The following is a 20,831-nucleotide window of genomic DNA, read 5'->3' on the forward strand; positions in this document are numbered from 1 at the left end:
GTTATTCGCCAGCCTCGGCACCAGCACGGCTGAGCAGGAACTGGGTTAACAGAGGAACCGGGCGACCGGTGGACCCTTTGTTTTTACCACCTTGCCAGGCAGTACCGGCAATATCCATATGCGCCCACTGGTATTTTTTGGTAAAGCGCGAGAGGAAACAGGCGGCGGTAATGGTTCCCGCCGGACGGCCACCTAAATTGGTCATGTCGGCAAACGGACTGTCGAGCATGTCCTGATACTCATCCCATAAGGGTAAGCGCCAGGCGCGGTCGCTGCTTTGCTCACCGGCGTTGATCAGTTCATGAGCGAGCGGATTATGGCTACTGAGGACCGCACTGGCGTGGGCACCGAGGGCTATCACACAGGCCCCGGTCAAAGTTGCCAGGTCGACGACGGATTCCGGATTAAAGCGCTCAACATAGGTCAGTGCATCGCACAGTACCAGGCGGCCTTCGGCGTCGGTGTTGAGAACTTCGACGGTCTGCCCTGACATGGTGGTGAGCACATCGCCTGGGCGGTAGGCCTTGCCGTCTGGCATGTTTTCACAGCCAGCCAGAACACCGATGACATTAATAGGCAGCTGCAGTTCAGCCAGTGCCTGCATGGTGCCAAGCACACCGGCGGCACCGCCCATGTCGTATTTCATTTCGTCCATCGCTTCAGACGGCTTGATTGAGATACCGCCGGAATCAAAGGTCAGCCCTTTGCCGACCAGCACAATAGGGGCTTTGTCATCGCTAGCGCCCTGGTAATGCATCAGTGTCATCACGGGTGGGTTGGCAGAGCCTTGCGACACGGCGAGATAGGCGTTCATGCCAAGTTCAGCCATTTGTTCGCGTTCAACCCGCTCAACACGCAGGTTGGTGTAATTTTCCGCTACATTCTCAGCTTGCTCAGCAAGCCACTCTGGATTGCAGATATTCGGTGGCATATTGCCGGCGTCGCGACACAGGTGAACCCCTTTGGAGACGGCCAGGCCATGATTGATAGCCCGCTCACCAAGGTTGAGTTCGCGACGGGTTGGGACGTTGAAGACCAGCTTGCGCAAGGGTCGACGCGGTTCTTCTTTTTTGGTCTTAAGCTGGTTAAAGGTGTACAGGCTGCTGTGGGCTGCTTCAACCGCCTGACGTACTTTCCAGTAGGTATCGCGGCCTTTGACATGCAGTTCACTCAAGAAGCAGATGGCTTCCATTGAACCTGTCTCATTGAGGTTGGCAATGGTTTTGCTGATGATTTGCTTATACTGGCGTTCATCCAGCTCGCGTTCTTTGCCACAACCAACCAGAAGTACGCGCTCACTAAGGATATTAGGCACATTGTGCAGCAACAGCATTTGTCCGGCTTTGCCTTCGAGATCGCCGCGGCGCAACAGATTGCTGATATAGCCGTCGCTCACGGTGTCCAGTTGCTCGGCAGCGGGAGATAAACGGCGCGGCTCAAAAACGCCGACTACAATACAGGCTGAACGCTGTTTTTCGGGACTGCCGCTTTTTACATTAAATTCCATGGTGACTCCCATTTCTGGTGAATTCCAAACAAGCATGGCATTATACGTCGAATCCATGGGTCGAACTCATGACGCGAGCCTATGCTGAATATTGGCTTGCAGGGCTATTCTTATGAAAACGACAAGTTTACCTAAATACTCGCTTATTTCCAGTGAAAAGCAAGGTTAAGAGAACTATTACGTGCGCATTTTTCGTTACTTAACTCGCGAAACATTCAAAGCTCAGCTCGCTGTTTTTACCGTGCTGATGGTTATTTTTCTAAGCCAGCAGTTTGTTTCTGTGCTGGCCGATGCTTCAGAAGGCAGTATACCAGCCGGGCTCATCATACAGGTGCTTGGGTTGCAATTGCCTGCGTTAGCGGCACTGATCCTCCCAATCAGCCTGTTTTTAGGCATTTTGATGGCTCATGGGCGTATCTATGCGGACAATGAAATGGCGGTGTTACATGCCTGCGGCGTTAGCGAATGGTACGTCACCCGGGTCACTCTGGTCCTCTCATCTGCTCTGGCATGTATGACCGCGGTGCTCACCTTATGGCTCGGCCCCTGGGCGCTGAGTCAGGAATATGAGATTGCAGAACGGGCGCGGATGGAAGCCGGACTGAGCGCGGTGCAGACCGGACGTTTTCAACAGGCGGCCAGTCAGAACGCGGTTATTTTTGTCGAACGGCAGGAGTCGGATGGCACTCTGAGCGGGGTTTTCGTCGCCCAGTTGCCGGAACGTGCTGAGCTCCGCGGGGAGCGGGCGAGTGTGGTCATGGCTGAAACGGGCACGGTCAATTCGGACGGTGCTGGTGCTCAGACTCTGGTACTGGAAAACGGACGGCGTTATTCGCAACATGTGATCGATCTCGACCATCAGGTGATGCAGTTTGACCGTTATCAAATGCAAATACGCGAGCAGGAAGTGGATCAGGAACGACGACGTTTAGAAGCGATTCCGACCCTTGAGCTGGCCAGTCGCGGCGATTACCAGGCCCAGGCCGAGTTGCAGTGGCGTATTGCGATCCCACTGGCGATGCCCCTGCTTACTCTGATTGCAGTGCCATTATCACGGGTTAATCCGCGGCAGGGGAAATTCGCCCGAATGGGGCCTGCGTTGTTAATTTACCTGGGGTATTTCCTGGTACTGATGGCTGCTAAACGGGCACTGGGTGATGGTGCATTTTCACCCGTGATTGGCTTGTGGTGGATCCATGTGGCGCTGGCCGTGTTTGGGTTCTTACTGGTGTTTAAAGGGCGTTCCGCAGGGCAGAAAGTGGTGGCCAGAATCAGGGGGCGTAGCTGATGTTCAGTATTCTAGATCGCTACATTGGTAAAACAGTGTTAACCACCACCGCCCTAAGTCTTGCGGTACTGGCTGGGCTAAGCGGCTTGATTCGTTTTGTTGAGCAGGTGCGCAGTATTGGCCGCGGCAGTTACGACATGATGGACGTACTGGCGTTTGTATTTCTTAGCGTGCCGCGTGATGTGGAGCAGTTTTTCCCCATGGCGACGCTGCTGGGGGGCCTAATTGGGATGGGGATGCTGGCCAGTAACAGTGAGCTGGTGGTTATGATGGCGGCTGGCCGGTCGCGGCTTGATATTGTCGGCTCAGTGATGAAGTCGGCGATTATTATGATGCTGGCGATTACCGCGATTGGCGAGTGGGTGGCGCCGCAGATGGAAAGTAAGGCGCGCCAGTTGCGTGCCCAGGCGATATCGGGCGGTAGCCTGATCAGCGGCCCGCAGGGGCAGTGGGCACGGGACGGCAGCCAGTTTATCAATATTGGTGAAGTGCAGGACACCGGTTTGCTGCTGGACGTGACGATTTACCAGTTTTCAGAACAACGCAAACTGGAACGGGTCATTCGTGGTGAAAGTGCTCAGTATGCAGATGACGGCTGGCGGGTACGCAATGTGCGCTATACCGAAATGCAGGAAGATGCGATCGATAATTACCGACTGGCCAGTTGGGTCTGGCGCTCGGGATTGACCCCGGATAAGCTCGGGGTGTTAACGGTCAACCCTGAGGCTTTGCCAATTCGGGGATTGCGTGGATACGTCAATTATCTGAACAGCAACAATCAGGATGCAAGCCGCTATGAGTTGGCATTGTGGCGCAAAACCCTGGCCCCCCTGACAGTCGCGGTGATGTTATTAGTGGCCTTGTCATTTATTTTCGGACCGTTGCGCTCGGTGACGATGGGCGCAAGGATTCTGTTAGGGGTCATTACTGGCTTCGTCTTTCATATGTCGAACGAAGTATTCGGACCGGTTTCCCAGGTCTATAGTCTGCCGCCAGCGTTAGGAGCGGTGTTACCCAGCCTTTTATTTGCCACTGCGGCAATCTATATATTGCACCGACAACGGGTTTAGGTGAAAAAAAACGCCTGACTAGCAGGCGTTTTTTTGTATGTTAGTTATATATGTTATGTACGTGGTTGGTTACTTAAGGCGTCGCCAGTTACGTAATTTATTGGCTTCGGCGCTTAATTCGATGACCTCACAGCCTGCCACCCGATCATGCCAGCCCAGCTTTTCCCGCGAGAACAGCACGCCGATATTACTTAACCCGAATGCTGCCAGAAGCAGCCGAATGGTTGCCTGCTTCCAGCTAATGCCGGAACCATCGGTATTCTGTACCTTCATTCGCCACGCGCGCATGCCAATGGTTTGACCGCCACGAACCCAGAACCCGGCAAAAAACCAAAACACCACAGCTAGCAGATACGCCTGAAACAGCAGATTGCCTTCCAGAACATTTGCATGGTCGGTGCCAGCCGGTAGTGTTAACAGGTTGCTGGCAACCAATATAGCAACGAAGGCCAGCGCGAGCCCGGAAGCAAGCATCAGAATAGCGGTAATCGCCAGAAGATCGTATACCCATGCGCCAACGCGACGGAAAAATCCGGCACGGGGAAAGACGGTGTGGTCGGGGTTTGCGGACATAACCGAGTCTCATGTTTAAAACTTGAACGGGGGCGCATGATAACATGAAATTTCTGTGAAATTCCCCTTGATTCAACTCAGTGCGCGGGTATAATGCCTCTCGCTTTGACGGCACTTTTAGCGCAGTCGGGCAGCCCTCCTAAGCCTGGGTGGCGAAATTGGTAGACGCAGCGGATTCAAAATCCGCCGGGGTTAAACCCGTGTCGGTTCGAGTCCGACCCTAGGCACCATATTTTTTGATTCCCCTGTTATATATAACGTGTTTTATAGTGAGGCTTTCGGCCTGGCGGAATTGCGCTTATTCCCTTACAAGCCGCGGTTACGTGCGCCTGGACTCGATTTGTCAGTTCCAGTACTGAGTTAATGCGTTGTTCATTAATTGCTTGATGAAAATTAAGAACATTGATACGGTCTACCCAGGAATGTAAAAAGAACGTAAAGGGATGTACCATGTCAATTCGCCGCACTATTTCCATTGACTGTCACCCCCCTCTATTATCGTCGTTCAAATACCCTGCAGGAAAGCAAATGTCATTGTATGCGCGGTCCTGATTTCGCATAGAATGAATCAATAACTAATGGAGATAGAGAATGAAGAAATTGCTCTTCGGCGCACCTCTTGTTTTGGCTTTAACTGGTTGCGTGAGTGATACAGATTTTGTGAAAAACGGAACCATGGATTTCAATGGGACTATTACCGTTGGCGAAGCTCTGGATAGCTGGAAAAGCTGCGAAAAAAGAGAGTGGGAAGAATTTGAGACCGATAATGGTGTGCAAGTTGTTCAGTTTTCCTGTCAACATAAAATCGAGCAGTTTATTTCCCGCACAAAGAGCTTGTTGCCAGAAAATGAGTTAGAAGATGCTGACCACCTGGATATTGATTCAAACTTACAAACTTTTCAGTTTACGATAAATCGAGATCAGACGTTTCAAATTGATAATGTTCAAATAAGAACCACGTGGGCGGATGGTACCTCGTTCGAAGACTCGCAGGAACCGGTTGAGCAATTACAAACCGCCTATGCTAATCAACTTAACTTTGATCCGAATGAGCTGGACAGCACAGTGGCGGCACAGATGGCGTATGTGTTTATGGTTATTAAATCGAGAGCAAATTAAATTTCTATCAGGTAAATCACACAATAAGGAAACTATATGAACTGGTATTTAAAAGTGTTAAAGCAGTATGCAGTATTTCAGGGGCGTGCACGCCGCAAAGAATATTGGATGTTTATACTTTTTAACTTAATTGTAAGCTTTGTTCTTGGCTTTATTGATGGTGTCATAGGTACGTTCGATGCTGAAATTGGACTAGGGTTACTTAGCGGTGTTTATGCACTCGCAATATTTATTCCAAGTCTTGCTGTTCTGGTGCGCAGACTGCACGACACAGGGCGGTCAGGTTGGTGGATTTTCATCTCATTAATTCCGTTAATCGGTTTGATCGTGTTACTTGTATTTTTAGTTCAGGACAGCAACCCTGAAGATAATATATATGGTAGCAATCCAAAAGCAGTTGCTGCCTAAGGTTAGTCTCAAAAGATAATCATGTGATCAAAAAGCGCGACTTTTCACAAGTCGCGCTTTTTTCCTTTAGTGCTTACCTCCAACGTTTTCGTCACTCGTCATTTCTCAATACCCAATCCTTACTCGTCACGCACCGACTCCCAAGGCGATGATCTAGGGTTGCTGGTGTCACTCATGTTAACCTCGTTTAATCTCACTTTGAGCTTCCAAGTTAAGTCCCGCGTAATCCGGCCTGGCTGCCAGTGCTTGTAGCTTCCGTACGCCCGTCTGAAAGCGCATAGTGAGCAGCGAGTGTTGATGCATCATCTACATAGGTTGGTTCTTTGGCAGAAGGGAAGTGCTTATGCGCAATTTAATTTCAGAGCGGGTGACTCAGGTTCATCACTGGAGCGACACACTATTTAGTTTTAAGACGACCCGACGACCAACCTTTACCTTTGAGAACGGGCAGTTTGTGTTGATTGGTTTACGCGTTGAAGGTAAGCCGCTGCTGCGGGCATACAGCATCGCAAGTGCAAATTATGAAAGTGAACTGGAATTTCTTAGTGTCAAAGTACCGGGTGGAGCGCTGACGTCGAGACTGCAACACTTGCAGGTTGATGACGAGGTCCTTCTGTCGACCCGCCCCACGGGTAGTCTGGTTCCCGGCCACTTGGTTCCTGGCAAACACTTGTATTTGCTTGCAACGGGGACTGGGTTAGCGCCTTTCATGAGTATTATTAAAGATCCCGATATCTATGAGCGGTTTGACAAGGTTATTCTTGTTCACGGCGCACGTTTTATAACCGAGTTAGCCTACCAGCAAACAATCTGCGACGAACTGCCTGGCAATGAGTTCTTTGGTGACTGGGTCCGCGACAAGCTGGTCTATTACCCAACGGTTACGCGTGAGCCATTTCGTACAGAGGCGCACCAACGCCGTATCACTCACTTAATTGAAACCAATACCCTGACAGAGCAACTCAATATGCCGGCATTAAACCCTGAGCATGACCGACTGATGCTATGTGGCAATGACCATATGCTGGAAGACTGCATTGGCTTGTTGACCGAGCGGGGATTTCAAAAGGCCACGTCGCGGCGGCAGGGAGATTTTGTGGTAGAGCAGGCTTTTCTGGAAAAATAAGTAACAGTGCGGCCTGTTTTCGTTAGCAAATAGTACACGTTTTGCTGGCGAGCTCTACGCGTATTCACTGTGCTGACGTTAGCCTTGAAATGCTTGCAAAACGCGTCAGGAATTACACATCTTGCATACACATTTAGCGAGTTTGGAGTGAGTTTTATTGTAGTGTACCTACAGTATCCTTTGCTTGTTTAGCTATCTCACCTGAGATATTGAGAACGAATGATGCTCTTTTATACTTTCCGCTTTGATTTTGACCAATGGATATGGGTATATGTTTGGTAGCAAAAGGCGCTCTCAACTGGCAGGTTTAAGTCAACGAGTCGAAGAGCTTGAACAGCAAATGGCGGCGGTTGACGAGAATGTGACGCGTATTGATTTCACCCCTGAAGGGTATGTTATTACTGCGAACGAGGTATTTCTTCGGGTTATGCAATACCAGTTGAGTGACGTGCAGGCCAAGCATCATCGTATGTTTTGTAGCAAAGAAGAACGCGAGTCACCGAATTATCGCCGATTCTGGTCTCAGCTTGCTGCTGGTGAGGTTCAGCATGGACGTTTCCTGCGCATAAAGGGCGATGGCTCAGTCTGTTGGTTGGATGCGACCTATTTTCCTGTTCGCGACGCAAATGGTCGAGTGACATCCATAATGAAGATTGCCAACGAGGTTACGAAAGACGTACACGCGCTGGAGCAGGAGCGGGCAATTAGTGATGCCATCAATCGTTCCATGGCGGTTATTGAATTTAGTCCGGATGGCGACATACGCTCGGCGAACGATAATTTCCTGAATGCGGTGGGATACAGCAAGTCAGAGGTTGTCGGCAAGCATCATCGAATTTTCTGTGATGACGAATTCTACACCAGTCATCCGAAATTTTGGCAAGCGCTGGCGCAAGGTGAGTACAAAACGGGTCAGTTTAAACGCTTTCGCCGGGATGGCGAGGTTATCTGGCTGGAAGCAAGCTACAACCCGATTCTGGATGCCCGGGGTAAAGTGACCAAAGTTATCAAATTCGCCACGGACATTACCGAACGAGTCATAGCCGCCGAACGGACCCGGGAAGTGGCTGAAATGGCTCTGGTCAGTTCAAGGCAAACCGCTGCGCTTATTGTTAAAGTGAAAAGCGCTATTGAGTCGTCCGTGGCTACCGGCACCTTGGTTAATCAGTCGAGTGATCAAATCGGTACGGTCGTTGAGCGGTTGCAGGGGCAGACTAAGAACATCGAAGAGACTGTGCGAACGATTAACGGTCTTGCTGAGCAAACCAATTTACTGGCGTTAAATGCGGCTATTGAAGCGGCGCGAGCGGGCGAGCAGGGACGTGGTTTTGCAGTCGTGGCGGATGAGGTGCGAAACCTTGCACGACGCACGACTCTGGCGACCGATGATATTGGCAGGGTGATGCAATTAAGTCGTGATATCGCAAATGAAATAGCGTCGGGCACCGAGTCCATTGCGGGGCTGGCGCAGGAGAGTCATAGCAGTATTTCATTAGTTGAGAGTGTGATGACGGAAATAGAGGCGGGCGCAGAACATATCACTCAGGCAATCCAGCAGTTGAATTAGACGCTGGAATGCTGCGCGTAGATTCTGCCCCCGGGTCACTTATTTATTCTTTAAACCCGATCCGAAAGCCACCCCAGTGTTTACCATGAACATAAATCGGCACCGAGAGGTCGTGCAGGATCTCGCCGGTGTCTCTTTTATAGGTTTGCAGTAACAATGGGTGCTGATGGTCGCCACAGCGACTACCAGTGCGGTCATCGAAAATGCGTTTACTGCGGTTGTTGAGGAGGTCGGTCTGGTAGTTACCGGTCAGCGGCTTACTGAATTTTTTGTTATGGGTCGGAAAATAGCCCTTACGGTCCACAGCACCTGCATAAAGCACGTTGCCCAGGGTTTCTAAAATAGGCTCCTGAATGGCTGGCAGATGACGGTCGGTGTAGCTGTCGTACGGGGTCTGATATTTTTGTGGATTGGTATTGGCAATCGGCTTGTAGTCGTAACTAAACATATCAGACTCGTTCAGTTCACCATTGGCAATGGCCTTTTCAAAGCAAACTCCGACCGCGGCAGCCGCTTCTTTGGCAGCGACAAAAATGGGTGAATAAAAACTCTCGTGACTTGAATCACTCAGGTTGCTGTAAATGCTTTCAGTCTGTTCTGAAAGGGCCACCGCCTGCTGAGCAATCTGTGAACTCTTCTGTTCAACGTCGCGCAATGCGCCGGTTAACTCGTCGACCGACTGATTGACCCGTTCGCTGGTGTTCTGCAGAGTATCGCTGAGGGTTTCGAGGTGACCGACCGACTCGGTGGCCGTGTTAACCTGCCCGGTGATGTCGTTGAAGTCGGCAGCGGTGGTGTTGAGGTCCTGCTGCACTGCCGTACTCTGCTGTTGCAGTCGCTGCATGGCTGCAGCACTGTCCGCGCTTTGCTGGCGAATAGTGGAGAGCATGTCGGTGATTTCATGTGTGGCGGTGGCGGTCTTGGCGGCAAGAGTGCGCACTTCATCAGCGACAACGGCAAACCCGCGGCCTTGCTCGCCGGCCCGGGCTGCTTCGATGGCGGCGTTCAGAGCCAACAGATTGGTTTGTTCAGCAACTTGTTCAATGACCTGGGTAATGCGCTGAATGTTATCGGCGCTATGGTGCAGCTGCTGGAGCTGATTACTGGTGTCGGTGACTGAGCTTGCCAACAGGTTAAGGTTATCGACCACCCCTTTAATCCGCTGATCGGCGGCGGCTGTCGCAGTTGAAGTCTGCTGCAGATTTCCGGCAATTTGCTGCAGGTTGTCATTCAGGTGTCGGCTGGTATCAGACAGGTTTTGACTGGCTGAACCGAGCTCACGACTGGCATCGCTGCTGTGGTGAATTTGCTGGCTGAGGCCGTCAATGAAAAAAGAAACTTCGGCAGATCCAATTGCAAGCCGCGAGGTGGCGTCAGTAATGGCAGCGAGATCCAGTTCATCGCCGGCATCGACCCGTGTCTCGTCGCTCAGAGCGCGCTGCTGTCGGCGTACTATAATGATCAGGCCGCCAGCTGCAACGATCATCAGCGAAAGGCTTAACCAGGGTGGTATGTTAACGCTGAGTGATAGTGTATGCAGAACCACAATGCCGAGCAGGACAATAGCAGAAATCCATATATGAGCCATTGAGAACACCTATTAGTTATAATTATTAAGTGCTTATACTGTTAACATAATTTGCGCTCAAAGTAGTGCTTTTACGACCAAGGTCGAGTGATTTCAGCTAGTTTTTAAAGAGGATCGCCTGATCACGGCCTGCATTTTTAGCCTGATACAGTGAGTTGTCAGCGTGTTTTAACCACTCCTGATGCGACGTCTGGTTGCTGTTGAAGTCGGCTACGCCAATACTGATGGTGACCTGAAAGTTACCCTCGGTATGTTGCATCGGATATTCGCGTACTTTGCGCCGCAACCGCTCAGCTAATTGCAGAGCAGGTTCAGCCTGTGTATTGGGCAACAGGACAGCGAACTCTTCACCACCAAAACGGCCTGCAATGTCGGTCTCACGCAGATTGGCCCGGATCAGATTGGCCATTTGACGGAGCACTTCGTCGCCGACGTCGTGGCCGTAGTTGTCGTTGACTGCTTTAAAATGGTCAATATCAAACAGCAATAACGAGGCGTCCCCGGAATAGCGTTTGAGGCGCTGGAATTCCTGAATTAAGCACTCTTCCCAGTGACCGCGGTTAAATAACCCGGTTAGTTTATCGGTCTGACTTAAGTGTTCCAGGGCCTGATTGGCACTGCGCAGCGCGAGTTTACTCATCGCGGTGTCGGTAACGTCGTAGATCAGCATGCACACCTGAGCGACCTCGCCGTCGGGTCCGAGTAACGGGTTGATAGTCAGATTCTGATACATCAGCGTGGTATTGCCGGTGAGCGGACGCACACTGCTGAAATCAAACAGGTGAGGGCGCTGTTCCCAGGTCGAATAGGCGCGGCTTTTAAGGCCGAAGACGAAATCAATTTTACGCCGCAACCAGCGCTCGGGGAGCTCGGGAAATAGTTCGAACAGGTTGCTGCCGCGAGCCTTGGAGACACGGACACCGCTATGGTTCTCCATGAAACTATTCCACACCTGGACCTGGTTGTTACGGTCTAATACCACTAAGCCTGCTTCGATGGTTTGCAGCATCTGTAACAGGCTGTGCATGTTTTGTGTTTGTTCGTTCATTGGTGGCACCCGGCTCTGTCTTCCAGTTCGGCAATTGATTGCTCGGTAAACACAATCAGCAGATCGCAGTCAATTGACTGATCGGGAATCGCATAATTTACTTCGATGGCAAGGACCTGTTGTGCTTTGTTGGCATTGTTGAGTAATTCGCTGGCATTTTGCTGACGGCCGAGCATGACGGGCGCGCTATAGCTTAATTGTAAATCCAGCTGCGTGCCTATGCTTTGCAGACAGGCACCGGTAATTACTGAGGATAAGTCGACCAGTACTTCAAGGTCACTGACTTTGCGCAGCCGCTGGTCGTAGTCAAAGAGTTTGAATAAACGACCAAAGCTTTGCTCGTCAATCAGCAAAATGGCTTCGCCAGTGATGTTGTTACCGATAAAACCTTCGGTGACCCCACTCAGGGTGGTGTAGTTGGCTGCCGCAATGTAGCGATGAAGTTCGTCATAGCGGCAGGACATTACTTTGGGTACGGGTAATTTAACAAAGGTATTGAGCAATTTACTCAGGCTGGCACCTGCTTCGCCCATGGCGATGTTGACGACTTCCTGCATCAGGTCCTGTAAGGCGACTGCCAGGGTCGGGGTGTCGGCGACACTGTCGACGATACGCTCTGACGGTGGTTGAGGTTTCTCAACGATGCCGTAACGCTGCAGGATATCGGCAATCTTTTTACCGTTGGCTGGCTTTTTAATGAAATCAAGGGCACCTAATGCCATGACCTGGTCATAAGCGGCTTGCTGGACATCGCCAGAGACTACAATCGCCATCGTCGGCAAATCACGCTGACGAATGGTCTGCAGGACTTCGTAGCCGTCCATCACCGGCATATTAAGATCGAGAAACAGTAAATCAGCGCGACCCGCTTCGATCGCGCTGATGGCTTCGCGTCCATCACAGGCAAAGCTGACGTCGATATCCCAGTCACCTGGTAACGATCGAGCCATCACTTTACGAGCCATGGCGGAGTCGTCGCAGATTAGAACAGGTAACGGCATAGGTCCACTCGCTTTTGTATACATCAGGAATCGGGCTTATGGGTCTATTTTGCCCGACTCAGGGTGATGTCGCAATGGCACCTATGCCTGAGCGTCGCTGACTAACTTGACCAGTCGGGAGCGAAATCCGGATCGATCAGTCGCATGCCTTTATCCAGACTGTCGATCTGGTGCATTTGCTGCGGTGACAGGTGAAGGTGCTGAGCATCGAAATTGCTGCGCAGATGCTCGAGCTTAGTGGATGAAGGAATGGCTGTGCGTTTGTGCTGCAGCAACCAGGCAATACTAATCGCTGCCGGGTTGGTGTCGTGGTCTTCTGCAATTTGTTGCAGTGTCGGGTCATTCATCACCTCGCCTTTGGCCAGGGGCATGTAAGCGGTTACCCGGATGTCATGCTGGTCACACAGGTTGGCAATTGGCAGATTGGCTAGGAACGGGTGCATTTCTATCTGGTTGGTCAGAATATTGTCTGCGCCGACGTGAGAAATTGCTTCTTTTAACAGCTGACGGTTAAAGTTTGAGACCCCAAAATGTTTGATCAGCCCTTCCTGCTTTGCTTTTTGTAGTGCATCCAGTGATTCCTTCAACGGGACTTCCCCGGAGGTATCCGGCCAGTGGATCAGGGCCAGATCAAGAAAGTCGCGTTTCAGGTCATCGCAGCTTTTACGCAGGCTGTCGAGCAGAGCGTAATGTTCGAGGTTTTCATGCCAGACCTTGCTGGTTACCCAGACCTGCTCTTGCCGCAGTGAACTTTGTTGCAGGCTTTTGCCTATGTCTTTTTCATTTCCATACATGCGTGCGGTGTCAATGTGCCGATAGCCAATCTCAAGCGCATCAGTGACCACCTGGGTCATTTGTTTGCCTTGAATACGAAAGGTACCGAGTCCGATAGGTTCAAACATACTGCCTCCATCTTTGTTACGGATACCCCTAACTATAGAAAGGCTGACGCGCCTTGCCAGCCACAGTGGTGTAAAACAGGGATAAAAAAAGCCCTGCCAGTGGCAGGGCTTCTACGAGTGACGCGGGCGCGGCGGTTTAGCTTTGCTGCTCGCGGACCCAGTTTTGCACCTGACGTTCCAATAACGGCAATGGCAGTGCACCACCGCCTAATACGGTGTCGTGGAAGCCGCGGATATCGAAATCGTCGCCCAGTTCCTGCTCTGCCCAGGCACGTAGCTCCTGAATTTTCATCATGCCGATTTTATAGGAGGTTGCCTGACCTGGCATAACCAGGTAGCGCTGAACTTCAGAGCGCACAGCGGCTTCTGGAACCGGTGTATGCGACGAGAAGTACTCGACTGCATCCTCTTCGGTCCAGCCTTTGGCATGCATGCCAGTGTCGACGACCAGGCGCACTGCGCGCCAGATTTCGGTGACCAGGCGGCCAAAGTCAGAGTACGGGTCTTCGTAGCCGCCCATTTCTTTGGCTAACGGCTCTGAATACAAAGCCCAGCCTTCGCTGTAAACAGTAAAGCGTGCCTGAGTGCGGAACTGAGGAACATCCTCAAGCTCCTGCGCAATAGAGATTTGCATGTGGTGACCAGGGTTACCTTCATGGTAGGCAATGGCTTCCATTTCGTTTTTAGGCATCGCATTCATGTCACTCAAATGCGCGTAGTAGACCCCTGAACGCGAGCCATCTGGTGATCCCGGGTAGTAATGCTGCGGTGCGCCGTCCTGTTCACGATAAGGCTCAACACGACGGACAACGAGGTCTGCTTTGGGTAGACGACCAAAGAATTCAGGCAGTTTATCGGCAATGTTGTCAAGAAAGTCACGGGACTGCTGTAAATAGGCTTCGCGACCTTCGTCGGTGTCGGGGAAGAAAAAGCGTTCGTCAGTGCGAATAAACTCAAAGAATTCCTGTAAGTCACCGTCGAACCCGACCTGCTCGCGAATGCCATTCATTTCCCCGGTGATGCGGTCGACTTCGTCAAGCCCGATTTGATGGATTTCATCGGCAGTCAGTTCGGTGGTGGTAGAAACGCGCAACATGTAGTTGTAGTAGTCTTCACCATCGGCGTGACGGCTAACACCAACGGTGTTGACCTCGGTGTTTTCACGATCACTTTCAAGCCAGTCAATCAATGACTGATAGGCCGGAGCAAATTCTTCGGTCAACGCTGTGCGGGTTTCGTTTAGCAACTGGTCAGCCTGCTCGGCGCTAATTTCTTCCTGCTCACGCAGTTCGTCAACTTTGCGTTTAGCGTCGGCGTAAATAGGTGCTTCGTTGTCGCTGTCGCTGAACGGAGCCCCGTCAATGAGGGCTTTGCTTTGACGAATGACGTGGTCGTAAGCAAAGCGTGGTGGCCGACGGTCGTCTTCAGCGGCTGCCTGGGCCTGGCTTAGCAGTTCTTCAATTGCGCCGCCGATGCCCCGGATACGGCTGTTGTATGCTTCCATGTCACCCTGGTTATCTACCCCGTGGTAGGCCAGTAGCACTTGCGGTAAGAAGGAGTGGGCGCCGCGCATTTGATCAAAGGCATAGCCGTGTTCAAGAAAGGGCATGCCATCGCGGGCTAACTCGTACTGAAACATCCACAGGTCGTAGGAAATTTTGGCATCGTCGTCGAGCAGGTCATAATCAAAATTGGCTTGTAGCTCTTCGGCACTACTTTCTAACCAGGCAAATTGCTCGCGCTCAGCCTCTCGGCTGACATCGTCAATTTCGTCATAGCGGTCCTTACGCCCAAGCATGGTTAACCGCAACGGACTTTGTTGCAGTTGCTCTTCGAATTTTTCATCGAACCAGCTATTGAGGCGTGCTGTTTCTGCTTCACTGGCGCTCTGGTCGCTTTGTGCTTCACTTCTTGTTTCACTTCCTGCTGCGGCATGGTCCTGAGCGTTTTGTTGACCGGCTGGGGCTGAATTGGTATCGGGCGCGTCCTGACAACCGGCGAGTAACGCCAGTAAGGTCGCGGCAAGGATGGACTTATGCATATGGACTCCTGTTATTGTTTTCTTTATTTGCTGCTCCAGCCCTTGGCATGGGGCAAAAAAGTCGTGCAAGCAACAACATAGCATGATACTGGTGCGACTGTTATACTCAGTTTAAAAGTAGTAATGAAAGGTTCAGGCCGCCAGGCGCTGGCCGGGACAGGGTGACACCCAAATTTGAAATTAAACCATTTATTAAGCAGGAAACAATCATCGCAATGACAGATGAGCAGGGCGCAAATCAGCCCGAATACGAAGTGACAATACCCACTCGTGACGAATTACTTGCCGCCGTTGAGGCTCAGGCAAAACCACTCGCCTACGACGACATTCTCCGCCAGTTTAAGCTTGACGATGAACGCCAGCATATAGGCGTTAAAAGACGTTTACGCGCGATGGAGCGGGACGGTCAGCTGGTATACACCAAAGCAAATGCCTACGGCTTGCCTGAGCGCATGGACCTGAAAAAAGGTCGCGTGATCGGCCACCGTGACGGCTTTGGCTTTGTCCAGTTGCTGGAAGGCGGGGCGGACTTATTCTTACCGTATCATCAGATGCAGCTGGTTCTGCATGGCGATATTGTACTGGTTAAAGAAAGCGGTACTGACCAACGCGGCCGCACGGAAGCTCGTGTGGTGCGGGTCGTAGAAGCCGGCGCCCAGGAAATTGTCGGACGCTTCTTTGTCGAGAAAGGCGTTTCGGTGGTAGTGCCGGACGATAGCCGCATTAGCCAGGACCTGATTGTCCCGGCGGAAAATGTAAATGGCGCCCGTCACGGCCAGATGGTGGTAGCGAAAGTGGTGTCACGGCCGAGCCGACGCAGTAGCCCCGTGGCTACCGTGACTGAAATCCTTGGCGAGCACATGGCGCCGGGCATGGAAATTCAGGTAGCGATTCGTGAGCACGGCATTCCCTATGAGTGGAATAGCGAAGTGCTGGCGCAGGTGGAGAGCATCGCCGAAGAAGTCAGTGACGCCGACAAAGCGGGGCGGGTCGACTTAACGGACATGCCGCTGGTGACCATCGATGGTGAGGACGCGCGCGACTTTGACGATGCCGTCTATTGTGAGCCTGACGGAAAAGGGTTTCGTTTGTGGGTGGCGATAGCCGATGTCAGCCATTATGTGACGCCTAAATCCGCCTTAGATGATGAAGCACATACCCGCGGTACCTCGGTCTACTTTCCTGATAATGTGGTGCCGATGTTGCCGGAGAAGTTGTCCAACGGTCTGTGCTCGCTGAACCCGAATCTGGACCGCCTGTGTATGGTCGCGGAAATGAGTATTGATGGCCGTGGTCGTCTGCAGAAATACGATTTCTACCCGGCGGTGATGAACTCGAAGGCCCGGCTGACCTATACCAAAGTATTTAAGATCCTTGAAGGTGACCCTAAGTTACAGCAGCAATATGAACCACAGGTGCCGCACTTAAAGAATTTAAAGTCGCTTTATGACATTTTGAAAGCGGCACGGGCACAGCGTGGCGCAATTGAATTTGAAACCCTGGAAACGCGTTTTATCTTCAATGCTCAGCGCAAAATAGACGAGATTGTGCCGGTGCACCGCAATGTGGCGCATAAGATCATTGAAGAATGCATGATCATGGCCAATGTGGCCGCTGCACGCTTTGTTGAAAAACATCAGGGTTTAACCTTGTATCGGGTGCATGAAACGCCCGATGACGACCGTCTTGAAGGTTTCCGCTCGTTCCTGGGTGAGTTGGGTCTGCAACTGGGGGGCGGTGATGAACCGCAACCAAAAGACTTTACCAATCTGCTGCAGCAAGTTGCGGAGCGGCCTGACCATGAACTGATCCAGACCTTGTTGCTGCGCTCACTGAAGCAGGCTGTGTATACGCCTGACAATGAAGGGCATTTCGGCCTGGCGCTGGATGAGTACGCGCATTTCACCTCACCTATCCGACGTTATCCGGATCTGCTGTTGCACCGCGAGATTAAGTACATTTTGCGCTCATTGAAGCGTGACCTGACCGGTCTTGACGGTGGCTTTCATTACGGTGAAAAGCACATGGCTGAACTTGGCGCACATTGTTCAAGCACCGAGCGCCGTGCCGATGATGCGACCCGTCAAGTTGATGACTGGCTGAAATGTGAATACATGCAAGATCACGTCGGCGCTGAATTCGATGGCGTGGTATCCACAGTGACCAATTTCGGTTTCTTTGTCCGCCTTAGCGACCTGATGATCGATGGTCTGGTGCATATTTCTAACCTCTCCAGCGAGTATTACCACTTTGATGCCGAGCGCCATTTCCTGATTGGCGAGCATTCGCGACGGGTCTTCCGGATTGGCGATAACCTGCGGGTGAAAGTTAAAGGGGTTAATCTGGATGAGCGTAAGATCGACTTTGAACTGGCTGATATTGAAAGTGCCGGACGGGTCGAGTCGCGTCGAGATGCCGATAAGATGACCGCACGCATGGCTGCCAGCAAAGGCGCGAAGAAAGGTGACCGAGGCAAAGCCGCTCGGCCAGGCAAAAAGCCAGAGAAGAAGTCGGGCACTAAGCCAGGCAAAAAAACAGACAAGAAGAAACCCAGCAAAGGGAATCGAGCGCGCAAAGCGAAACAAGCTAAACGTGCCCAGAAATAGGTAAAGCATGAGTAAAAAAGATTTAGTACACGGCATTCATGCGGTGACATCTATTGTGAAGAACAACCCGGAACGACTGGTTGAGCTATTTGTATTGCAGGGACGCCGTGACAAAGCGCTGGATACCATTCTGCAGCAGGCGCGTAAAGCCGGTGTAAGGGCGCAGGAGTGTCAGCGTAAAACGCTGGACCAGAAAGTTCAGGGTGAGAATCACCAGGGCGTGATTGCGGTGGTTACTGCACCTAAGCATTATCAGGAAAATGATCTGCCGGGGTTGTACGAAAAAGCCGGAACAAAAGCCTGTTTTCTGGTGCTGGATAATGTCACTGACCCGCATAATCTGGGGGCCTGTTTACGCACGGCCGATGCTGCAGGAGTGACCGCGGTCATCGTGCCGAAAGACAAGTCAGCCAAAATTTCCAGTACGGTGAGTAAAGTGGCATCCGGAGCGGCAGAAACCATGCCGTTGGTTGTGGTGACGAACCTGGCCCGGACCTTACGCGAACTGCAGCAGTTGGGCGTGTGGATTGTAGGTACTGCGGGTGAAGCAACGGATTCATTGTATCAGGCGGACTTCAAAGGGCCGGTGGCCCTGGTAATGGGCGCCGAGGGCAGTGGCATGCGCAGGTTAACCCGCGAGCATTGCGACCAGTTGATTGCGATTCCTTTAGTTGGGTCGGTCAGTAGTCTCAATGTGTCGGTTGCTGCAGGGGTGTGTTTATTTGAAGTCGTGCGTCAGCGACAAAGCGCATGAAATCATCTGACCAACCTCGCGCAAACTCATTAAAGATCCCGATTTTGGTCGTGGCCGGGGCACTGGTGTTGCTGGTTCTGGCCTGGCTACCGGGGCAACAACAGCCGATGCAGCAACGCCCTTATCTGGATGTGCAAATCAGTTACGACAGCGGCAACCGACGCCTGGCTCAGGTGGCGGATGACCTTCGTTACCGGATGAATACCCACCATGGCTATCGTCTGCTAACTGAGAATATGGTGATTCCTGAAGAGTACCTGTTGCACGATGTGGTTATTGAACTGAACGAGGAAGCAGGCACTTTATACTTACGCGCACTGGTGGATAACCAGCCGATCGAAGTGAATGGCCCTGCCGGAGCAGCATCGAGCCTGTCCGCAAAACTCTTTAGTTTAATAAATAGCACCCTCGAGCAAGCCTAGTGCTTGCCCCCAGTGTGTAAATCCCGTACAATTCGCCAGCTTAAATCAGCCTTTAAACTACTTTAAGTTCCTTGCCTCCATGTCAGTGTGGCTGATCTGATCGAGGCTTAACATCCATAAGGAGCAGCAATGCGTCATTATGAAATCGTATTTATGGTTCACCCTGACCAGAGTGAACAAGTTCCAGGCATGATCGAGCGCTATAGCGAAACGATCAAGCAAGGCGGTGGTGCTATTCACCGTTTAGAAGACTGGGGCCGTCGTCAACTGGCTTACCCAATCAACAAGCTGCACAAAGCACACTATGTTCTGCTGAACATTGAAGCGACTGCAGAAGTTGTGGAAGAGCTGGAAACCACTTTCCGTTACAACGATGCCGTTCTGCGTAATCTGATTATGCGTAAAGAGGAAGGTGTAACTGAGCCTTCTCCTTTCGCTAAGCCGAAAGAAGAGCGTCGCGACAGCAAGTCTGACGCACGCACTGAAGCAACTGAAGATGCTGAAACAGAAACTGAGACAGAGTCTGAGTCTGAGTAGCGTTAGCAGTTGCCGTCTCTGTGCTTAACCGACTTGTTCTGCAAGGTGAGGTGGTTAAACCTCCACGCGTAAGCAAGAGCCCTGCTGGTATTGCGCACCTGCATTTGGTCATTGACCACAGGTCGCAGCAACAGGAAGCGGGAATGGCGCGACAGTGCTTTTTACGTATTCAGGTTGTAGCTAGCGGTGCCGCTGCCGGTGATGTTTTCACCGACAGCAAAGGGGCACAGGACTTGGCAAACCAATTAACTGTCGGGAGTGTGGTAGAAGTGGCTGGTTTTTTAAATCGCCATGAGACCAGTAGCGGTGTCGCTAAACTGGTATTACACGCCCAGCAACTAAAGAAGATTTAACAGGAGACTACCATGGCTCGTTTTTTCCGTCGTCGCAAATTCTGCCGTTTTAAAGCAGATGGCGTTAAAGAAATCGATTACAAAGATATCGCTACGTTGAAAAACTACGTAACTGAAAGCGGCAAGATTGTACCAAGCCGTATCACTGGCACTTCAGCGAAGTATCAGCGTCAGCTGGCTCGTGCTATTAAGCGCGCACGCTACCTGAGTTTGTTGCCTTACACTGACTTGCATAAGTAAGTGTCGGTTCGTTTTAACTAATTCGAAAGGGGTAACATACTCATGAATATTATCTTATTAGATAAAGTAGCTAACCTGGGTGGCTTAGGCGACCAGGTTGCTGTGAAGCCAGGCTACGCACGTAACTTCTTATTCCCGCACGGTAAAGCAGTACCTGCGACCAAAGCAAACGTTGAAGCGTTTGAAACACGTCGCGCCGAGCTGGAAGCTAAAATTGCTGCCGATCTTAAAGCTGCTGAAGAGCGCGCTGAGAAAGTTAACGCACTGGAGCCAGTGGTTATCGAATCTAAAGCGGGCGACGAAGGCAAACTGTTCGGTTCTATCGGTACTCGTGACATCGCTGATGCTATTACTGCAGCCGGTGTTAAAGTTCAGAAGAGCGAAATCCTGATGCCTCACGGCACCATTCGCGAAACTGGCGAGTTCGATATTGAGCTGCAATTGCATGCTGAAGTAACTGCACAAGTGAAGCTGGTTGTTGAAGCTGCTAAGTAATTAGCACTTCTGACCCGCTTAAAGAAGACGCCTTATGGCGTCTTTTTTTTTGCCTGAGGCTTAGCCGTTTAAGTGTTTCCAGGATGTTGTAAAGGAACGTTATTATTTAGGGTAATATAAGCGACATTGGAGAGTGCTTAAGGTATTATTTTTAGCCTGTTCGAGCATCGTTACCGCTTATAAGAG

At 51.3% G+C, this 20,831-nt stretch carries 20 protein-coding genes, 1 tRNA gene and 1 pseudogene; 15 read left to right on the forward strand and 7 right to left on the reverse strand.

Features of this window, described 5'->3' with window-relative positions:
• Nucleotide 1 precedes the first annotated feature (1 nt).
• The gene (gene pepA / locus CWE12_RS08825) at nucleotides 2-1,507 is read right to left on the reverse strand and encodes a leucyl aminopeptidase (RefSeq protein ID WP_126789326.1); all 1,506 of its coding nucleotides are present in this window, start codon (nucleotides 1,505-1,507) and stop codon (nucleotides 2-4) included.
• Between the two features lie 181 nt (nucleotides 1,508-1,688).
• Here pepA and lptF point away from each other — a divergent pair, with 181 nt between their 5' ends.
• The gene (gene lptF / locus CWE12_RS08830) at nucleotides 1,689-2,795 is read left to right on the forward strand and encodes an LPS export ABC transporter permease LptF (RefSeq protein WP_126789327.1); all 1,107 of its coding nucleotides are present in this window, start codon (nucleotides 1,689-1,691) and stop codon (nucleotides 2,793-2,795) included.
• On the forward strand, nucleotides 2,795-3,865 hold the full coding sequence (gene lptG / locus CWE12_RS08835; RefSeq protein WP_126789328.1) for an LPS export ABC transporter permease LptG: 1,071 nt from the start codon (nucleotides 2,795-2,797) through the stop codon (nucleotides 3,863-3,865). The genes lptF and lptG overlap by 1 nt, the downstream gene beginning before the upstream one ends.
• A 69-nt stretch (nucleotides 3,866-3,934) precedes the next feature.
• Here lptG and CWE12_RS08840 read toward each other — a convergent pair whose 3' ends face one another.
• The gene (locus tag CWE12_RS08840; protein WP_126789329.1) at nucleotides 3,935-4,438 is read right to left on the reverse strand and encodes an RDD family protein; all 504 of its coding nucleotides are present in this window, start codon (nucleotides 4,436-4,438) and stop codon (nucleotides 3,935-3,937) included.
• Nucleotides 4,439-4,581: 143 nt separating this feature from the next.
• On the opposite strand from CWE12_RS08840, the gene CWE12_RS08845 reads away from it, so the two are divergent.
• The 6 genes and pseudogenes from CWE12_RS08845 to CWE12_RS13795 all read left to right on the forward strand — a co-directional run bounded on the left by CWE12_RS08845 (nucleotide 4,582) and on the right by CWE12_RS13795 (nucleotide 8,658).
• A tRNA-Leu gene (locus CWE12_RS08845) sits at nucleotides 4,582-4,668 on the forward strand.
• Nucleotides 4,669-5,029: 361 nt separating this feature from the next.
• Nucleotides 5,030-5,557 carry a hypothetical protein gene (locus CWE12_RS08850; protein ID WP_126789330.1) on the forward strand — a complete coding sequence of 176 codons (528 nt, stop codon included), beginning with the start codon at nucleotides 5,030-5,032 and terminating at the stop codon, nucleotides 5,555-5,557.
• Nucleotides 5,558-5,593: 36 nt separating this feature from the next.
• The gene (locus CWE12_RS08855) at nucleotides 5,594-5,965 is read left to right on the forward strand and encodes a DUF805 domain-containing protein (protein WP_126789331.1); all 372 of its coding nucleotides are present in this window, start codon (nucleotides 5,594-5,596) and stop codon (nucleotides 5,963-5,965) included.
• A gap of 343 nt (nucleotides 5,966-6,308) precedes the next feature.
• On the forward strand, nucleotides 6,309-7,091 hold the full coding sequence (locus tag CWE12_RS08860) for a ferredoxin--NADP reductase (protein ID WP_126789332.1): 783 nt from the start codon (nucleotides 6,309-6,311) through the stop codon (nucleotides 7,089-7,091).
• Nucleotides 7,092-7,431: 340 nt separating this feature from the next.
• Nucleotides 7,432-8,133 (forward strand): annotated as a pseudogene (locus CWE12_RS13790) (PAS domain-containing protein); the annotation flags it as partial.
• 30 nt (nucleotides 8,134-8,163) lie between these two features.
• Nucleotides 8,164-8,658, forward strand: coding sequence for a methyl-accepting chemotaxis protein (locus CWE12_RS13795; protein ID WP_476723723.1), 495 nt, complete (start codon nucleotides 8,164-8,166; stop codon nucleotides 8,656-8,658).
• 43 nt (nucleotides 8,659-8,701) lie between these two features.
• Here CWE12_RS13795 and CWE12_RS08870 read toward each other — a convergent pair whose 3' ends face one another.
• The 5 genes from CWE12_RS08870 to CWE12_RS08890 form a co-directional block, all read right to left on the reverse strand.
• On the reverse strand, nucleotides 8,702-10,246 hold the full coding sequence (locus CWE12_RS08870; RefSeq protein ID WP_126789334.1) for a methyl-accepting chemotaxis protein: 1,545 nt from the start codon (nucleotides 10,244-10,246) through the stop codon (nucleotides 8,702-8,704).
• 97 nt (nucleotides 10,247-10,343) lie between these two features.
• Nucleotides 10,344-11,294 (reverse strand): GGDEF domain-containing protein, encoded by a 951-nt coding sequence (locus CWE12_RS08875; protein WP_126789335.1) that lies wholly within the window; start codon nucleotides 11,292-11,294, stop codon nucleotides 10,344-10,346.
• Nucleotides 11,291-12,319, reverse strand: coding sequence for a response regulator (locus tag CWE12_RS08880; RefSeq protein ID WP_338024193.1), 1,029 nt, complete (start codon nucleotides 12,317-12,319; stop codon nucleotides 11,291-11,293). Before CWE12_RS08880 ends, CWE12_RS08875 begins: the two co-directional genes overlap by 4 nt.
• 77 nt (nucleotides 12,320-12,396) lie before the next feature.
• On the reverse strand, nucleotides 12,397-13,197 hold the full coding sequence (locus CWE12_RS08885; protein WP_126789337.1) for an aldo/keto reductase: 801 nt from the start codon (nucleotides 13,195-13,197) through the stop codon (nucleotides 12,397-12,399).
• Nucleotides 13,198-13,333: 136 nt separating this feature from the next.
• Nucleotides 13,334-15,238 (reverse strand): DUF885 domain-containing protein, encoded by a 1,905-nt coding sequence (locus CWE12_RS08890; RefSeq protein ID WP_126789338.1) that lies wholly within the window; start codon nucleotides 15,236-15,238, stop codon nucleotides 13,334-13,336.
• Between the two features lie 215 nt (nucleotides 15,239-15,453).
• On the opposite strand from CWE12_RS08890, the gene rnr reads away from it, so the two are divergent.
• The 7 genes from rnr to rplI all read left to right on the forward strand — a co-directional run bounded on the left by rnr (nucleotide 15,454) and on the right by rplI (nucleotide 20,645).
• Nucleotides 15,454-17,844: a ribonuclease R gene (gene rnr, locus CWE12_RS08895; RefSeq protein ID WP_126789339.1), complete on the forward strand. Its 2,391-nt coding sequence runs from the start codon at nucleotides 15,454-15,456 to the stop codon at nucleotides 17,842-17,844.
• A gap of 7 nt (nucleotides 17,845-17,851) precedes the next feature.
• On the forward strand, nucleotides 17,852-18,598 hold the full coding sequence (gene rlmB / locus CWE12_RS08900; protein ID WP_126789340.1) for a 23S rRNA (guanosine(2251)-2'-O)-methyltransferase RlmB: 747 nt from the start codon (nucleotides 17,852-17,854) through the stop codon (nucleotides 18,596-18,598).
• Complete coding sequence (locus CWE12_RS08905) at nucleotides 18,595-19,020, forward strand: hypothetical protein (RefSeq protein ID WP_126789341.1); 426 nt, start codon at nucleotides 18,595-18,597, stop codon at nucleotides 19,018-19,020. Before rlmB ends, CWE12_RS08905 begins: the two co-directional genes overlap by 4 nt.
• 129 nt (nucleotides 19,021-19,149) lie before the next feature.
• Nucleotides 19,150-19,557, forward strand: a complete 408-nt coding sequence (rpsF, locus tag CWE12_RS08910) for a 30S ribosomal protein S6 (protein WP_126789342.1) — start codon at nucleotides 19,150-19,152, stop codon at nucleotides 19,555-19,557.
• Nucleotides 19,558-19,577: 20 nt separating this feature from the next.
• Nucleotides 19,578-19,910 (forward strand): primosomal replication protein N, encoded by a 333-nt coding sequence (gene priB, locus CWE12_RS08915; RefSeq protein ID WP_126789343.1) that lies wholly within the window; start codon nucleotides 19,578-19,580, stop codon nucleotides 19,908-19,910.
• Nucleotides 19,911-19,922: 12 nt separating this feature from the next.
• Nucleotides 19,923-20,150, forward strand: coding sequence for a 30S ribosomal protein S18 (gene rpsR, locus CWE12_RS08920; protein ID WP_126789344.1), 228 nt, complete (start codon nucleotides 19,923-19,925; stop codon nucleotides 20,148-20,150).
• A gap of 42 nt (nucleotides 20,151-20,192) precedes the next feature.
• Nucleotides 20,193-20,645 (forward strand): 50S ribosomal protein L9, encoded by a 453-nt coding sequence (gene rplI, locus CWE12_RS08925; protein WP_126789345.1) that lies wholly within the window; start codon nucleotides 20,193-20,195, stop codon nucleotides 20,643-20,645.
• Nucleotides 20,646-20,831: the final 186 nt, after the last annotated feature.

The organism is Aliidiomarina sedimenti (assembly GCF_003986955.1).
Taxonomy (GTDB): Bacteria; Pseudomonadota; Gammaproteobacteria; order Enterobacterales; family Alteromonadaceae; genus Aliidiomarina; species Aliidiomarina sedimenti.

Bases quoted from the DNA above. Each gene is read 5' to 3' on its own strand.
- pepA (WP_126789326.1), bottom strand. From the start codon at position 1,507: ATGGAATTTAATGTAAAAAGCGGCAGTCCCGAAAAACAGCGTTCAGCC.
- lptG (WP_126789328.1), top strand. From the start codon at position 2,795: ATGTTCAGTATTCTAGATCGCTACATTGGTAAAACAGTGTTAACCACC.
- CWE12_RS08840 (WP_126789329.1), bottom strand. From the start codon at position 4,438: ATGTCCGCAAACCCCGACCACACCGTCTTTCCCCGTGCCGGATTTTTC.
- CWE12_RS08850 (WP_126789330.1), top strand. From the start codon at position 5,030: ATGAAGAAATTGCTCTTCGGCGCACCTCTTGTTTTGGCTTTAACTGGT.
- CWE12_RS08855 (WP_126789331.1), top strand. From the start codon at position 5,594: ATGAACTGGTATTTAAAAGTGTTAAAGCAGTATGCAGTATTTCAGGGG.
- CWE12_RS08860 (WP_126789332.1), top strand. From the start codon at position 6,309: ATGCGCAATTTAATTTCAGAGCGGGTGACTCAGGTTCATCACTGGAGC.
- CWE12_RS13795 (WP_476723723.1), top strand. From the start codon at position 8,164: ATGGCTCTGGTCAGTTCAAGGCAAACCGCTGCGCTTATTGTTAAAGTG.
- CWE12_RS08870 (WP_126789334.1), bottom strand. From the start codon at position 10,246: ATGGCTCATATATGGATTTCTGCTATTGTCCTGCTCGGCATTGTGGTT.
- CWE12_RS08875 (WP_126789335.1), bottom strand. From the start codon at position 11,294: ATGAACGAACAAACACAAAACATGCACAGCCTGTTACAGATGCTGCAA.
- CWE12_RS08880 (WP_338024193.1), bottom strand. From the start codon at position 12,319: ATGTATACAAAAGCGAGTGGACCTATGCCGTTACCTGTTCTAATCTGC.
- CWE12_RS08885 (WP_126789337.1), bottom strand. From the start codon at position 13,197: ATGTTTGAACCTATCGGACTCGGTACCTTTCGTATTCAAGGCAAACAA.
- CWE12_RS08890 (WP_126789338.1), bottom strand. From the start codon at position 15,238: ATGCATAAGTCCATCCTTGCCGCGACCTTACTGGCGTTACTCGCCGGT.
- rnr (WP_126789339.1), top strand. From the start codon at position 15,454: ATGACAGATGAGCAGGGCGCAAATCAGCCCGAATACGAAGTGACAATA.
- rlmB (WP_126789340.1), top strand. From the start codon at position 17,852: ATGAGTAAAAAAGATTTAGTACACGGCATTCATGCGGTGACATCTATT.
- CWE12_RS08905 (WP_126789341.1), top strand. From the start codon at position 18,595: ATGAAATCATCTGACCAACCTCGCGCAAACTCATTAAAGATCCCGATT.
- rpsF (WP_126789342.1), top strand. From the start codon at position 19,150: ATGCGTCATTATGAAATCGTATTTATGGTTCACCCTGACCAGAGTGAA.
- rpsR (WP_126789344.1), top strand. From the start codon at position 19,923: ATGGCTCGTTTTTTCCGTCGTCGCAAATTCTGCCGTTTTAAAGCAGAT.
- rplI (WP_126789345.1), top strand. From the start codon at position 20,193: ATGAATATTATCTTATTAGATAAAGTAGCTAACCTGGGTGGCTTAGGC.